This window comes from Micromonospora sp. WMMD1082 (assembly GCF_029626175.1).
GTDB lineage: Bacteria > Actinomycetota > Actinomycetes > Mycobacteriales > Micromonosporaceae > Micromonospora.
The window spans coordinates 1,541,332-1,555,952 of the sequence record NZ_JARUBM010000002.1 but is presented as its reverse complement, the minus strand read 5'-3'; the positions used below and the strand labels follow the sequence as shown (position 1 = coordinate 1,555,952).

Sequence of the window (14,621 nt, the reverse complement as noted above, 5' to 3'; positions counted from 1 at the left end):
GGGCGGTCGTCAACCTAGGGCAGGGGTACTTGTGCGGGAGCATTCGGCGCGCACACCGATATCCGCAAGCTGCGGCACTCCGCACCGCACTGCTAATACTTACCGCCCTGAATTAACTCTGCGTAGAGGTGCGCGTGCGCCTCTCTGATCCTTTCTACCTCGAATCGCCGTGCCGCTGTGGCCGCGTTGTTTGACAGTGTCTGCCAACGCGGCGAGTCCGACAACGCTGCGATTAGCGCGGCGGCGAGCGCAGCGTGATCCCCTTCGGCGACCACAATTCCGGTGAGTTCGTTTTCAATGAACTCGGGTATCGCACCGTGGTTGGTCGTGACGACCACCCGGCCGGCCGCTTGGGCCTCGATGTTGCCGATGTGCTGGGACTCCGAGTCTCCGTCAGGCCCTGTGGTGCTGGGCGATACGTAGACCCGGCAGCGGCGGATTAGGCTGAGCACCTGGCCGCGCGGGTCGATGGGGTCCGGCGTGTGGACCTTGAGTCCGGATTTAGGATCGGACGACGGCGCGCCGTCGCCGTAGCCGAGCAGCGTTAGCTCCGCGCCTGGAACCGCCTTCCGCACGAGCGGCCAGGCCGCGAGTAGGACGTCAATGCCCTTCTTAGGCACGAACCGGCCGATGAACGTCACGCGCGGCTCCGCCGGCAACGGTGTCGGGTCGAAGAATCGTTGCTCGACGGAACCCGGAACCACACGGATGCGCGCCGGTTCGATCCCGAGGTTCCGAACGATCTCAGCCAGGAACCGTGAGGGCACGACTGCCATGTCCAGCGCAGTGAGAAGAGGCATGAGCCGCTTTGGCTCCTTGCGTGGAAGGGCCGTTACGTCGTAGCCCCAGAATGACACTACCAACGGTATGTCCAAGGCCCGGGCCAGCGCCGATGCGTCCGGAAGACAATACCCGTGGTGGAGGTGAACCAGGACTGGACGTGACCCGTCAAGACGGCTGATCACAGCCGAGGCAGCCGCGGCGCCCTCCGCGGGAGCTTGGCTGTCAAGGCTGATGAGGCCGGCTGGCGGCGGATAGACATGGCTGTTGGTGACGGGCATTCGGCTCACCACGGTCGCGCGATACCTGCTCGCGGCGATCGGCCCGTGTACGAAGCTGTCGCTGAGCCACATCCACTGCGTTAGGTAGTGAAGGATCGTTTGCGTCATGCCGGCTCCCCTGGCAACGTGCACCAGAGCCCGTCCGGCCGCAGCGCCGCGAGTACCGAGCCAATGGCCTCGTTGCTGACTCCCCGGGCCGGCTTGGTGGCCCATGGCGCCCCGACAAGGGTCAGCGCACGTACGTGCAAGTCGCGATAGGTGGCGAGGTCGAGCTCGGCGACGCTTGGCGGGCCAGCCAGTACGAGGGTGCCGAGCCGAGGGAGAGTGGTGACGGCGTGCCGGATCTCCTCAGTCGAGCCAGTGGTGTCGATGATGACCTCGGGCGGGTCCTCGCCGTTTCCCGGGATGAGTTTCCGGATTAGCACCGCCAGCAGGCCATCGCCGGTCACCATTACCGTCTTACCGCCGACCCGTCCAGCCGCGACGGCTGCCTCGGCTGTGGCGATGAACTCTGCTGCGGCCAACCGGCCGGATTCGGGAGTTGCAGCGTAGATACGACCCCACAGTGCGCCTTCTCTGCTGCCGTTTAGGAATGCCCGATGGCCTGCGGGAACCGCATCGCCCACGTGTAACGTCGATGTCCAGAGCCAGCTCATGACATCTCCAGCTCAGCCAAAAGCTTGCAGGGATCGATCGGTCGACCGCAGTTCGCCGACTCGTACGCGGCGGCCACGATTGCCTGAACGGTCAGTGCATCCTCCATTGTGACCTCGGGGCGCCGCCCGCTTCGCGCCGCGTTGACGAAGCTGTCGATGGCCGCCACGTCGGCGTCATCCGGCTCAGGACGGGCACGTACGTCGGTGCCGGGATCGCGTCGCGATGTGAACTGCCACTGCGGCAGCACTGTGCAGTGACCTTCTGAACCCCACATTCGCAACTCCTGGCCGGGCGGACCAGGAATGGTGGCAGTGCCTACGAACGTTGCTACTGCCGTACCGAAGCTTACCGTCAGTGAGGCGAAGTCTTCGATCTCGGCGGAATGCGGTGATGCGAGCGTCGTTGCAAATACCCAGTCCGGATCATCGGGCAGTAGAGCATTCGCGATGTCGATGTGATGCAGGAGATTCATCATCACGACGCCGCCTCCGGAGCGAGTCTTCGAGAGCCTCCAGTCCGAGACCGCACGCATGCTGTAACCGCCCCGATAGTACGAAGTCGGCTTGTCCACGAGATAGGTCGACAAGAGGCCGACCGGCGTCCCGATGAGCCCTGCGTCGCGGGCACTCCGTGCATAGCGATAGGCCGCCTCGTACCGACCCGGGAACAGCACGCTCGCGGTGGTGGAGGCGTCACCTGCGGCACGGACGATACGCCGGGCGGACGCCAGGTCAGCCGCGAGCGGCTTCTGCAGCAGCAGGTGCTTGCCAGCGTCGAGTACGGCAGTTGCGAGACGTTCATGGGTGTCGTGTGGCGTGGCGATCAGGATTGCGTCCACTCCAGGATCGTTCAGTACGTCCGTGAGATCCCCAGCCGCAGTTGCGCTGGTATCACGGGCGAGAGCCGCGGACAGATTGCGGTCGGTGTCGAACACACCGACGAGCGAGGCGGTGGCGGCGCGGCCCAGTGCATGGGCGTTCTGCGCTCCGATGTCGCCGCAGCCGACAAGTGCGAACCGCATCGGCGGTGGGGGCTCGTGAACGCTCATGGCCGAGGTTCCCGCGCGGGCGTTCCAGCCAACTGCGGCGGCGATCAAGTGACGGTCTTCCACGAGCTGGCGGTACAGCAGACCGGCCTGTCCCGGTGTAAAGGTCGTGACCAGATCCGCCATCGTCAGGCGACCCGCAGCGAGCAGCTCGAAGTACTCGTCTGTGTAACCCGCGAGCAGATTCTCGCCGACGGCCGTCGCGGCGTCAGACATCGTGTCGATGTGGGCACCGATCAAACGCAGGCCCCGCTCCTGAATCTCCCGCACGGGAACTGCGGCCGTGGGAATCCTCGGCGACCCGAGCAGAACCACGCGGCCACCGTCCTCGGCAGCGGCAACAGCAACCGCCAGACCAGAGCCACTCCCCGTAGCGTCGATCACGAGCGGAGTCCTGTCCCGGACTGTCCCGGATTCCAGTACATCGAACGTGACGCTGGACTCGTGCGCCAGGCTCCATCGCTTTGCAGCCGAAGTCGCTAGGACGGTGCACTGTTGTGTGCCGCGTGCGGCGGCCACACGGCGGGCCATCGCGCCGATGAGGCCCGCGCCCACCACCGTCAGGCGGTCGTCGGGATCGAACTCGCCGAGACCAAGGCCGTGCATGGCGATTAGGCCGACTTGCCACAGGGCGGCGTCGACGGGGGAACAGCCGTCGGGCACTGGGTGTACGCGATCCAGCGGGGCCACCACCACGCTCTCATGGGTGGCGGCCCGTACAGCCACGAGATCGCCCGGGCGGGCGCCGGAGTCGGACTCAATGACGCGTCCTGCGGCGCCACAGCCGGGCAGGTGGGGAAAACCGATGGTGGCGTTGGGCAGCTCTCGGAAGCGGGCGCGTTCCGTGCCGGTGTTCGACACGCTGTGCGTTACGGAGACGACGGCGTGCCCGCTGCGTCCGCGGGCCACTGTCTCCACCAGCCCGACTTGCCCCGGGGCTTTCCAACAGACCTGAATAGCCTCGTAATCCATCTACTCTTCGTTTTCTGCGAGAACGGGAAGTCGTCCACCCGCGTAGGGGCCGCTCATGACACGACTCTCAGTCGGGTTCCATTCGTGCCCAGGAGATACGAACGGGGAGTCTTTCTCCCATTGCAGCGCGCCCTGGCAGTACTTGAAGAGCAATGCCATCCGGTCGCCCTGGCCGCGCCATCCCATCGCCCCGTGGGTGACCGCCTCGGTGAAAATGAGCACGTCACCGGGATTCATCGGTACGCGCCGCACGTGTGCGCTCCATTCGTCGTCCAATTCCTCCAGGGCTGGCATTTCCGACGGGAGTGGGAAATTCGATTTATGACTGCCTGGGAGGCAGCAGAATCCACCGTCATTCGGGCCGACCTGCGTCAGCGCGAACTGCGCGACCACCATGGAATTGTGGATCCTCCCGTCGCGGCAGACGTACATCTGCGTAGGGTCGAAGGGAGTCGCGCCGTTGTGCAGCGCATGCGAAGTGGTCCGGCCCCGGGAGAACACGCCATACGCGTGATCGAGCCGGTAGTCAGGCCCGACCAGGGCGGACAAGTACTTCAGCAGCTTGGGATGCGCCACCAGCGACCGGACAGCGGGTCCCCAGTCGAGAACGAATGATTCTGAGGAATAGCGGTAACCGTCCTTGCCCGTCCACTCGGCATCATCATAGTAGTCGCGTGGGAATCCGGCATGCAGGTACTTTTGGGTGGTCAATGCATCCTCCACCCCAGCGCCTCGCACTTCGGCGCGTAGTGCATCCAGTTCCGGCTCGGTCAAGACCGATCGCACAACGATGTAGCCGTTCAGGTCGAAAAGATAGCGTTCTTCCTCGCGCATGTCTAGGACTCCGTCTCCCTGATCGTTGGGGGTTGATAAAGGATGTCGACATCGTTGCCCGAGTAGTGTATTACTGTCCTAGTGAACTCCAATCGAGAAGATTCGCAGCCTGGTCCCGATCGAAAGCAGGGAGTATCGAGACACGTCCTGCTCGTCAACTATTTCTTTCCGCCGATGACTGGAGGTGGTGTTCCGCGTCCAGTAAAGATGGCGAAGTACCTGCGGCACTTGGGCTGGGACGTCACCGTGCTCACCGTCCACGGTGCCGGTCCAGTCGACCCGCGACTGTCCGTTGACGGTGTGGCAACAGTGCTCCGAGTTCGGGAATGGCGGCTGGGATGGCTCCTCAAGGTGGTCGGCGGCACGGTCCGTGTCCTGCGCTTGGCTTCGGAGCGGTTCGCCCGGCGCGGGGAAACCGGCCGAACGTCGTTGGACCGCGGGTTTGCGTATGAGGAACGAGAGATCGAGTCTTCGAAGATCGGCTGGGTGCTTCCTGCCCTGCGCGCCGCTCTTCGAGCCCACCGCACCAGTCCGATCGACGTAGCGGTCGTGTCGTTGCCGCCTGCGGCGTCTGGCACGGTGGGCTGGTTGTTGAACCGTCTGCGGGGGATCCCCTACGTGGTCGAGTATCGCGATCCGTGGACGGTGGGCGCCTTCTGGACGTCCGACGCGGACGGCCGACCGCGTAGCGATGTGGCGACCCGTGCGCGATACCGCCTCACCCGCCGGCTGGAAGCGACGCTGCTGCAAGCCTCGGCGGGCGCCATCATTGTCAACGGCGAGGCGCACGTGGATCGCTTGGCAGCGGCGTTTCCGCGTCAGACAGCAGGCAAGCCAATCGCCCACATTCGGAACGGAGTGGATATCGAGGACACTGCTCCAGAACGGGGCTCCGATGCCACCACCCCGGTGCTGAGGTTGTTGCACACCGGCTTCTTCTACCACTTCTATACACCGCACCAGCTGATCAGCGCCTTGCGGCTGGTACTGAGCCGCAGATCCGAGGCACTCGACGGCATCGAACTTGAGTTCATGGGCTCGGGGTTCCCCGAGCACCTGGTCCAGGAACTCGACGGCTGGGGGCTCAGTCACCTGGTCCGGCTGACCGCCGCGGGGAGCTACTCCGACGCGTTGGCGGCGACGCGCCGCGCTGACGGGCTGTTCGCCGTGCTGCCGGCTCTCGATAGCGACCGCGATCGCCTCCCTACCAAGGTTTACGAGTACCTTGGCACCGACCGTCCGATCCTCATCGTGGCGGATCCCGCTGGAGCGGCATCCAATCTGGTGGCTGGGTTGCCGGACGTGCTGATCGCCGACAACCGCAGTCAGGAGGCCATCGCCGACGCCTTCGCGTCCTTTGTCCAACTGGCACGTCGCCGACGCGCCGACGGGTGCCCGGCGGAGAATGGCAAGCGTGGCGAACCGCACCACTACCTGCAGCGTGCGGCAGAGATGGACCGCTTCCTGCATCAGGTTCTCAATCACCGGAACGTGTCGGCCGGTTCGTGACCCCATGGTGCTGTCAGCTCGCGCCAAGGGCCTGCCGGTACGGCGTGCCATCGAACCCTGGATAGCGCCGGCCGACCGCCTCAATGGTCGCGGGCGTCCAGTACGGGTTCCCGACCGCCGGAAAGCCGAGCAGAACCCGCTCGTCCGGTGTGAGAGCGGCGATGAGTTGCCGGACGGCCGGCTCGTCCGCTCGGTTCGGCCAGGAGTAGAAACCGTGCCAGGGTGCCGCCACCCCGTACGCGAAGCTCAACGTCAGCCGATTTGCGGACTGTCCGTGCAGGGCACTGCCGCGGTGCAGTGTTCGGTAGTCGTATACGAGCAGGGATCCCGCCTTGCACAAGAGTGGTTCCTCGTGTTCGTAGATCTGAGGCCATCGGTCGCGTTCGAGGTGTGTGTCCGTGATGCGTAACTGACCGCAGTGCGTCCGCGACACTGCCATGGTCGGGCCGGTGTCGGTGGTGACGTCAGTGAAGTATGCGAAGAAGCCGACCATGGCGGAGCGTTCCTCGTCCGGCAGGACGACCAGCGTGTGGTTGGTGTAGTCCAGGTGGAGGATTTGTTCAAAGTCTGCGGCTGCAGTGAACTTTGATTGGTAGCCCCCGCGCATGAGCCGAAGATCGTTCGATTCGGTCACCTGCACGGCGATGTCCCGTACCCGGTGGTCGAAGGGCAACCCGTCCAGCAGCGGCACACCGGTCGGAATAGTTCGCACCGAGTCGAATTGCCCACCTTGCAGCTCGGGATACCGACTCGGATCGGCCCAATAGTCGTGTGGGGCTGGGAAGATCTGCAGGAGATCGGCGACGATCTGTTCCAGGTCAGGCGAGAAGAAGTCCGGGATAATGAGCCAGCCGTGACTTCGGTACGTGTCCATCTGTTCTGCGGTCAGCACGAGTGGTCTCCGATCGTGAGTGGTGACGACGGGCGGAACAAGAGATCATGCGGGAGTCGCAGCCGGGGCGGTGCGCGTTGCCGGCGCGGAGCTATCAGCGGTGCTCGGTGCGTAATCGTTGAATCGGCCGGGTCCTTCGAAGATCTGCCGGCCGAAGCTGCGGTTGAGCGCGGCGTGCCGTGCTTTGGCGACGGCGCCGTCCTGCCGGCGGAGCAGCCGGGCCAGATTCTTGGCTTGGGAGTTCTCCGCCAACCTCACCAGGCAGTCGTCGAGGAGTAAGAGGTCGAGTTCGGCCAGCAGGAACGCCGCGACGGCATCGGCTGCGCTTGAGACCATAGGCTCGTCGTGAATGTTAAAACTAGTGTTCACCAGCATGGGGAGGCCGGTGCTCTCCTCGTACTTACCGAGCACGTCATGTAGGAATGGGTCGTCCTCACGCCGGAGAACTTGCGGTCGGGCCGTGCCGTCAACATGCACCACGGCCGGACACTTTTCTGCCACCCACGACTGCACCGGAAGGCAGATCGTCATGAATCGTGCACAGTCCTCGACATCGGTAGGTACCGCGTCCAGGTCGAAGACATCGGCGAAGCGCTCGGCCCGAAGGATCGGCGCGAAGGGCATGAAGTCGGTACGTCGCAGCTTTGCGTTAAGCCGATCGTTGAGCGTCACGTCGCCGGCGCCGGCGAGGACGGATCGTAGGCCCAGTGCCCGTGGTCCAAATTCCTGCCTGCCGCGGACCACCGCCAGCAACTGCCCTGAGACGAGGGCGTCGCTCAGTGCACGGCTCGCAGCCGAGCGGCCGAGGCGGTGGTACACAAGGCCGATCTCCTCCAGAGCCGTTGACGCGTCGCTACATGGGTCTGGCCCAAGAGCCACGGTGTCTCGGCGCGGCCTTTGGCGCGACGGTACGGAGTTCCGACCGCGAGTTCCTCCTTCGTACCGGTCAAACACCGCCCGGGCCGCCCCGATCGACAGGCCCTCGTCGCCCATCGGCGGGCAAACGAACACAGCCCGGAATCCGAGGCGAGCGATCTCCAGGTTGACCTTGACATTAGCAAAGACGCCGCCAGAGAGCAGAAGTGGCAAGTCTGCACCACATTGCTGCTTGATCCATCGGGCGATCGTGACGACCTTTTCCTCCAAGACGTCCTGTGCGGCTCGGGCGATGTCGGCGTCGGTGTAGGGAAGCTGTCTTCGGTATTGCGCGATCTGGTGCAGGTTGGGCTCATAGAATGGCGGGACGTCCTCGTCGCAGAAGCCGATCCATCCATACGCCCTGGGGTGCTCCGTGCGCATCTGCCGGTGCACCCGCCATACCTCCCGGCGGCAGTCTGGCCGCGAGATCCCGTGTGCGGCCAAGCCGGTGACCTTGCCCTCATGCTTGCAAGGGGTGAATCCGAGTAGCGCGGTGACGTCGGAGTACAGCGAGGCTAGCGTGTCCAGTTCCCCGTAAGCGGCAGCCGCGAGGCGTTCGGTCGCCCCGGCACGGACGTGGAACACAGCGGCGGTGACCGGGCACGTGTACGCGCCGTTATCACACGTCAGAACGATCGCTTCGGGGTACCCGGCAAGCACGTAGGCCGAAAAGGCGTGCATGTCGTGGTGGTCGAAAAACTCAAGCGGCCGGCCTAGTGCGGTCAGCCGGTCACGCCACACTGCGGGGAACTCTCCAACCTGGTAACCGGGTAGCGGCGCCATGACGTCCCGGAAGACCTCGTTGCTCGGGACGGCAGGCCCGCTGGCCGCTAAGTACGGCACACCGATTGCCCGGATCTGCCGGAGGTCGATGCTCGCTAAGGCACGGTTGGGGAATCTTCCATCCTGCTTGACACGCGAGAGGCGTTCCTCGCTGACGGCGTACCGCACGATTCCGTCAGTGCCCACCAGGCAGACGGAGCTGTCGTGCATACCGTTGTAGTTGATGCCTAAGTACATGCCAACCTCCGTGTCGGTCAACGGTGAGCGTTGTCAGAGGCCAAGCGGCACAGTGTTGTCAACGCAGCCGTTGTCCGCCCAAGGGTCCGCACGGACCCGCTCGACGTGTTCCCAATCGATGTCAGACCGAGACAGCGGCAGCCAGGTCCTGCGGTTGGCCTGCCGGTGCGGTGTCGGCTGCCCAACCGTCCCGAGGCACGAGCGGCACTCGGGCAGCGGCGTCGTGGCATTGAGAAACGCATCTAGGCGCTCGGCCAAGGTCTCCAGCGGTTCGATCGCGCACCGGCTGGCCTGCGGTTGCCGGCTAGACGGCCCGGGCACCGTCATCGGACACAGATAGACGTAGCCTTCCTGGATGGTGTGGCAACTCCACGAATGGGCGACCTGGCAGGTCTCGAAGACCGCCGCGACCTGGTCCGGCGTCAGCGGTCTCACCGGGACTACGGGACGGAAGTTGGTGAACCGATTGACCGCCACACGCGTTCCGGCCTCGCCAGCGCGGACTCGAAGGTCCCGCACCGCGTGGGCAGAGATGACCGCACCGGGATAGACCGACACGTACACCTCATCGACGAGCTCGACCCACTCCAGCCCAACGCGGTGCAAGCGGGTGCCATTTGTGATGACACGCACTGTGCCGCCGATGCCGGAGCTCTTGATAGCCCGCAGGACTTCGGTGAAGGACGGGTGGAGTAGCGGTTCGCCGCCGACGACGCGTACCTCGTCGACGTCCGCGACCGACGCCACTGCGGTCAGGTCGCGTAGCACCGTCCGCGGATCGGCGCTCCAGGCCGTCGCGACCGGACTCGCGTGGCTGCACCCCGCGCACGCGAGATTGCACTGCATAACGGCGTTGACCTCGATGCCAAAGATGTGGAGCCGCACGGGGGTCCTTCCTACCTCTTCGAGTCGACTGTTGATGCCACGGACGCCCGCAGGTGAGCCGCATCGCCGCCGCTTTGAACCCGGCGGTGTTGCGACATCGCGTCGGATAGCGCCAGCGTCGGTGACCACCCCAGAAGGCGGCGGGCGCGTGCTGGATCGCCGACGAACCCGGCGATGTCGCCGGGCCGCCGGCCGGCCTCAACCAGCCGCACTGGGGCGGTGCGCAGAGACTGATACAGGCCGAGGAGCTGCCTGACCGTTGTGCCAACGCCGGTTGCGAGATTGAGAACGTCAAAGGTGCCGTGGACCCGCCAATCCGCTGCGGTGATCAGGGACATGTGGGCGCGGGCGACGTCTTCCACATGCACGAAGTCACGTAGGGCGGTCCCGTCGACGGTGGGCCAGTCGGTGCCGTAGATCTTGAACGGCTCGCCGTGCTTGTCAGCGTTCTGCAATTGAGACAGGACGTCCCGGGAGGACCTGTGGCGCGGCAGACCGTCACCGAAGCCAACGACATTGAACAGGCGCAAGCACACGACTTGTAGTTGGTGAACCGCCGCGACATCGCAGAGCATGCGCTCGAGGGCGTACTTCGAGTAGGCATACGGCGAGACGGGGCGCGCCGCGGCCTGCTCATCGACGATCGGTACGGTGCAGTCGCCGTATACCGCTGCCGAGGACTCGACAACCAGCCGTGGGCAGCCTATCTCGATGAGGAATTCGCATAGCCGCAGCGTCTTCGTGACGTTGGTTTGGTAGTACGCCATGGGCTCCGTCATAGATGCACCAGCGGAGATCAAGCCCGCCGCGTGCACTACGACTCGCGGCCGGCCATGATCGGTGACGATCCGCCGCAGCAGCTGCAGGTCGGCGAAGTCGCCGAGGTAGAACGGCAAGTGCGCGGTGACCTCGGCGTGTCCGGAACTCAGATCGTCGATAACGACTGGGGTGATGCCGTACGCGCGGCACATGTGGGCAATCGTCGACCCGATGTACCCGGCGCCTCCGGTGATCCACACGTTCATGCGCACCTCTCATCGTCGGCATGAGCGCATGTCTCGTTGCGGTACGTGCCCGATCCCACGTCGAGGTGGTCCATCCGTGACGGCGGACGGGCGATCCGCCATAACTGATAGGACCGCCCGCGGCGGGCATCGAGGTAGCCGTGAATCCTGGCGGCTGTCTCAAACCCAGCGAGCACAAGCACCAGCGGAAACCGCCGCAACGGCAAGCTGCGAAGAGCCAAGAAGATGAGCCGTGGCTGGGTGGTCGACGGGCGGTATCCGCGCAGACGTCGCAGGGCGACATGCTGAGCCGCAACTCGTCGACGCTGCCGGTATAGCTCCCGGACGTTGGTCGGGGCGAAGTTGTACACCAGGGCATCAGCTACGTACCCGAGGCTGCCGCCCTGGTCAACGACGATAGATTCCATGAGCGCCTCGTCGCAGTGGATTCCAGGTGGCAGGTGCCGTTGTAGTACCTCACTCCGGATCGCGACGATCTCACCCAGTTTGGGGTTGTGTAGCGATACGGCATGGTGCAGAGCCCACAGAACATCGTGCAGGTGGTCGACGATGCGGCGCGGGATCCACGTCTTGGCCATCACGACCCGCGGCCCCGTCATCATGCATTGGCCGTCCTCGGCCAACGGGGACACCAGCCGATCAATAGCATCGTCGGCTGGCACTACATCACCGCTGGAGAGCACCAGGACATCGGCGTCGACGACGCTTAGGAACTCGTTGATTGCCGCTACCTTGCCTTCACGGCGCGGCCGGACCAAAAGGCGGACCCGCGCGTCGCTCGCGGCGACATCCTTGACCATGTCGACGGTGTCGTCCGTGCATCCGCAGCAGACGACGACGACCTCGCACAAGGACGCCGCGCGCATCCGCTGTCCGAGGAAGCCCTCGACCACGTACCGGATCGTTGCCTCCTCGTTGTGGGCGAATATGCCGACGGCCGCACGGGGGGTGGCCTGCGTCGATCGGGCGCCCGGCAGCGTCACGAGGGGACCCCCGGCCTAGCCAACCGACGGTCGCTGTCGACGACGGATGCGAACCATTCCAGTGCTGCTAGCCGATGCTCCGGCTGGACTCCGAAGTCGCATACGACGATCTCGCCGACGCCCGCCGCCGCGTACTCAGCCAACTGGCGGCGGATCTCTGTCTCGCCGCCACGTAACTCTGCCGGCCAAGGCTCCGAGTGCTCACGAAGCGGTAGATGGTGGGGCAGGATCATGACTATCGCGCCCCTCGCAATATCTTCGGGGCGCCGGCCAGCGTCACGGGCGAAGGCGGACAGCGTCGCACCCTTCTCCGCAAGGTGCCGCGGGGTGCCCCAAATAGTCCAGCGATCGGCGTACTGAGCAGCGACCCTCAGGACGGCCGATCCGCCGCCCCCGACAAGGAGTGGAATGGGCGCGTGCGCAACTGCCGCTCCGTCGCGGGTGCTGGACCAGGGTGAGCTGGTAGCTACGCTGTCCCGGACAAGCATGCATGTCTCCCGAAGCGCCGCCACCCTCCGATCGAGGTCGCCGAACGCGACACCGGCGCGTTCGTGCTCCTCCTGAGAACCTCCGGTTCCGAGCCCCAGCACGAAGCGATCAGGTCCGATGCCGGAAAGAGTCCTCGCCATTTGGGCGGTCAGCAGAGGTGGACGGAGACTGCTGGAGGCCACCAACGTCCCCGCTTCGATACGTGGAACACAGCTCAACACGGCGCCGAGGGCCGTCCACGGGTCCAGGAACCATCTGCCCCGCTCGTCGGTCAGGTGGTCGGACAGCCAAACGCTGTCGAAACCAAGGCGTTCGACCTGTTGGGTCACTTCGAGTAGATCCGCCCAGGGGAGTCGCTGCTCCGCTAACCAGCCGATCCGGATGGCGCCTGCGTAATTGGTCATGCCTGGCACCCATCCGGGTCGCCCGACATGGCCGCTGCACCAACGTTGGATTCTGGCGCGGTGTCACCGCGACCGGATCGGTAGGCGGTGGTGACACGGCTTGCCATCGCCGCCACGGAGAGCGTCCGCTTCGCATGGGTGCGCGCACGATGGCTCATCTCGCGTGAGAGCGACTCGTCGCCGAGTAGCCGGCTGACCCGCTCGGCGAGGGCCGCTGCGGAATCCGGCGGGACGAGGAACCCCGTCCTCCCATCGACGATGAGGTCCGGTAACCCACCCACTCGGGAAGCGACGACGGGCACGCCGGCAGACATGGCTTCGATCACGACTCTCGGAGTTCCTTCCGTGTCGGACGGGCACACGAGCACGTCAAAACACTTCATAAGGGATGCGACGTCGGGCACCAGCCCGGTGAAGGAGATAGGCACATTCGGAACGGCCGCGGCCAGCCGCACGGTTTGGTCATACCGGTCTCCGCTGCCGACAACGATGAACTCAGCCTCCGGCCGGTCCCGGGCGACGAGGGCCGCCATAGCGACGAAAAGGTCGGGGCGCTTCTCGGGGGACAAGCGTCCGACGAACGCGACGGCCCGTCGCGCAGGGTTGGCACCGAGCCGTCGACGCGCCTCGTGGCGAGGAAGGAGCTCGGTGTGTGCAACTCCGTTGGGTATGAAGCTCACCTTCCGCCGGAGCATTGCGGTCAGGCGCTGAGTCTCGGGCGAGCTGACCGCGATCACGACGTCGGCGTACCGCAGTGCGTGTTCATTCAGCCGGCTCATCACCCGTAGGCTGTGGGGCGTCCGGATGAAGCCGTGGACGGTCATGGCCAGGGTCCACCGCGCCGATGAGGGCCGGAGAAGCCGCAGGGCCACGGCCACAAAGTCAGCGCGGTAGCCATGCGAATGCACCACGTCGGGCGGGTCGGCGCGCACCGCGGTCCAGGTGGCGCGTAGCCACGCGATCATCGACATGGAGTGGATGTCGATCACCGGTACTCCACGGTCGCGTAGCGCCATGCTGAGGTGAGCCGGACCCAGAAAGACCACGCGAACACCGTGGCCGGCCGTAGCTTGCGCCGACGCCAGATCCAGGAGGTGAGCGTCGGCGCCACCGACTTCGCCAGGAGGCTTCGCTCGGATCAGGTGGGTGATCCGAAGGGGTTCATTGGCCATCAAGGCTCCAAAGCCTCTCCGCATAGTGGCCGCAGCCGATCGAGCGGGCGTATGCGCCAAGTTGTTCCCGCCATGCGTCAGGCTCGTACCAAAGCACCTGCTGCTGCGATGCGTACTCTTCGATGGCCCTGGTTTTGGCTGACCAGGAGTCCGACGTACTTGGATACAGGTAGGCGTGCTGACCCTGAAAGTCGTCTTCCCAGCCCTTGCACCGGTCGTACAGAACGTAAGGAACGTCCTCGTAGTAAAGGACGCGCCGGTCGAGCCGCCGGGCCGCCATAGACACCAGCAGGTGGTCGACATGGCCGCCGATGCCGAGCGGCGCAAGCACCAGATCGGGATCTGCCGCCTCGACGCACTTGTGGACGGCGTCTAGGACCATGGTCAGTTCCTGGCCGGATTCGGAGATGCTGTCGACAAAGATCGCGGTGTCCGAGTCGTACAGCGGAGCGCCGTACTGGTCCTTGCGGTACAGTGCCTCGGGCAGTCCGAGGCGCGTCTTGCTAGCACCGACGAGACTCAGTGCTCGGTCGTCCTCCTTCTCCCGCTCCGTCATGGCGTTGTTGTCGGTATGGCCGCACCGCGCGTGGAACCGTGCGGCCGACTCAGTTATCGGTGGGACCGGCCGCCCGTTGAATACGGTGGTCACGATGACCGAGTCCAGAGCCGCTATCAGGGCTCCGCAGGACAGCACCGCGTCGTCGAGATGCGGTGAGAGGACCATGACGGTCGCTCCTCGCCGCAAGGAGAGGACG

13 protein-coding genes are annotated in these 14,621 nt (G+C 65.1%); 1 reads left to right on the top strand and 12 read right to left on the bottom strand.

The features are described from left to right. Positions 1-92: 92 nt before the first annotated feature. From O7615_RS07365 to O7615_RS07350, 4 genes are read right to left on the bottom strand one after another with little or no spacing between them, the layout of a single operon-like run. A complete protein-coding gene (locus O7615_RS07365; protein WP_278176596.1) occupies positions 93-1,169 on the bottom strand; it encodes a glycosyltransferase in 1,077 nt (358 codons plus the stop codon). Further along, positions 1,166-1,717, bottom strand: a complete 552-nt coding sequence (locus tag O7615_RS07360) for a hypothetical protein (protein WP_278176595.1) — start codon at positions 1,715-1,717, stop codon at positions 1,166-1,168. The genes O7615_RS07365 and O7615_RS07360 overlap by 4 nt, the downstream gene beginning before the upstream one ends. Then, positions 1,714-3,735: a Gfo/Idh/MocA family oxidoreductase gene (locus tag O7615_RS07355; protein ID WP_278176594.1), complete on the bottom strand. Its 2,022-nt coding sequence runs from the start codon at positions 3,733-3,735 to the stop codon at positions 1,714-1,716. The genes O7615_RS07360 and O7615_RS07355 overlap by 4 nt, the downstream gene beginning before the upstream one ends. After that, complete coding sequence (locus O7615_RS07350) at positions 3,736-4,569, bottom strand: phytanoyl-CoA dioxygenase family protein (RefSeq protein ID WP_278176593.1); 834 nt, start codon at positions 4,567-4,569, stop codon at positions 3,736-3,738. It lies immediately after the preceding gene. A 174-nt stretch (positions 4,570-4,743) separates the two neighbouring features. Here O7615_RS07350 and O7615_RS07345 point away from each other — a divergent pair, with 174 nt between their 5' ends. Beyond that, positions 4,744-6,078: a glycosyltransferase gene (locus O7615_RS07345; protein ID WP_278182004.1), complete on the top strand. Its 1,335-nt coding sequence runs from the start codon at positions 4,744-4,746 to the stop codon at positions 6,076-6,078. 13 nt (positions 6,079-6,091) lie between these two features. Here the strand turns inward: O7615_RS07345 and O7615_RS07340 are convergent, their stop codons facing one another. The 8 genes from O7615_RS07340 to O7615_RS07305 are packed head-to-tail and all read right to left on the bottom strand — an operon-like array spanning position 6,092 to position 14,590. Beyond that, positions 6,092-6,970 carry a phytanoyl-CoA dioxygenase family protein gene (locus O7615_RS07340; RefSeq protein WP_278176592.1) on the bottom strand — a complete coding sequence of 293 codons (879 nt, stop codon included), beginning with the start codon at positions 6,968-6,970 and terminating at the stop codon, positions 6,092-6,094. 45 nt (positions 6,971-7,015) lie between these two features. Then, positions 7,016-8,929 carry a carbamoyltransferase C-terminal domain-containing protein gene (locus O7615_RS07335; protein ID WP_278176591.1) on the bottom strand — a complete coding sequence of 638 codons (1,914 nt, stop codon included), beginning with the start codon at positions 8,927-8,929 and terminating at the stop codon, positions 7,016-7,018. 12 nt (positions 8,930-8,941) lie between these two features. Continuing rightward, positions 8,942-9,793, bottom strand: a complete 852-nt coding sequence (locus tag O7615_RS07330) for a radical SAM protein (protein WP_278176590.1) — start codon at positions 9,791-9,793, stop codon at positions 8,942-8,944. Positions 9,794-9,804: 11 nt separating this feature from the next. Further along, positions 9,805-10,818 (bottom strand): NAD-dependent epimerase/dehydratase family protein, encoded by a 1,014-nt coding sequence (locus O7615_RS07325; RefSeq protein ID WP_278176589.1) that lies wholly within the window; start codon positions 10,816-10,818, stop codon positions 9,805-9,807. Next, positions 10,815-11,801, bottom strand: coding sequence for a glycosyltransferase family 2 protein (locus O7615_RS07320; RefSeq protein WP_278176588.1), 987 nt, complete (start codon positions 11,799-11,801; stop codon positions 10,815-10,817). Before O7615_RS07320 ends, O7615_RS07325 begins: the two co-directional genes overlap by 4 nt. Beyond that, positions 11,798-12,694, bottom strand: a complete 897-nt coding sequence (locus O7615_RS07315; protein WP_278176587.1) for an LLM class flavin-dependent oxidoreductase — start codon at positions 12,692-12,694, stop codon at positions 11,798-11,800. The genes O7615_RS07320 and O7615_RS07315 overlap by 4 nt, the downstream gene beginning before the upstream one ends. Continuing rightward, positions 12,691-13,866, bottom strand: a complete 1,176-nt coding sequence (locus O7615_RS07310) for a glycosyltransferase family 4 protein (RefSeq protein ID WP_278176586.1) — start codon at positions 13,864-13,866, stop codon at positions 12,691-12,693. The genes O7615_RS07315 and O7615_RS07310 overlap by 4 nt, the downstream gene beginning before the upstream one ends. After that, the gene (locus O7615_RS07305; RefSeq protein WP_278176585.1) at positions 13,856-14,590 is read right to left on the bottom strand and encodes a PIG-L family deacetylase; all 735 of its coding nucleotides are present in this window, start codon (positions 14,588-14,590) and stop codon (positions 13,856-13,858) included. The genes O7615_RS07310 and O7615_RS07305 overlap by 11 nt, the downstream gene beginning before the upstream one ends. Positions 14,591-14,621 lie beyond the last annotated feature (31 nt).

Coding starts and splice junctions, on each gene's coding strand:
- O7615_RS07350 (WP_278176593.1), bottom strand. CDS start 4,569: ATGCGCGAGGAAGAACGCTATCTTTTCGACCTGAACGGCTACATCGTT.
- O7615_RS07365 (WP_278176596.1), bottom strand. CDS start 1,169: ATGACGCAAACGATCCTTCACTACCTAACGCAGTGGATGTGGCTCAGC.
- O7615_RS07315 (WP_278176587.1), bottom strand. CDS start 12,694: ATGACCAATTACGCAGGCGCCATCCGGATCGGCTGGTTAGCGGAGCAG.
- O7615_RS07305 (WP_278176585.1), bottom strand. CDS start 14,590: ATGGTCCTCTCACCGCATCTCGACGACGCGGTGCTGTCCTGCGGAGCC.
- O7615_RS07325 (WP_278176589.1), bottom strand. CDS start 10,818: ATGAACGTGTGGATCACCGGAGGCGCCGGGTACATCGGGTCGACGATT.
- O7615_RS07345 (WP_278182004.1), top strand. CDS start 4,744: ATGACTGGAGGTGGTGTTCCGCGTCCAGTAAAGATGGCGAAGTACCTG.
- O7615_RS07355 (WP_278176594.1), bottom strand. CDS start 3,735: ATGGATTACGAGGCTATTCAGGTCTGTTGGAAAGCCCCGGGGCAAGTC.
- O7615_RS07360 (WP_278176595.1), bottom strand. CDS start 1,717: ATGAGCTGGCTCTGGACATCGACGTTACACGTGGGCGATGCGGTTCCC.
- O7615_RS07310 (WP_278176586.1), bottom strand. CDS start 13,866: ATGGCCAATGAACCCCTTCGGATCACCCACCTGATCCGAGCGAAGCCT.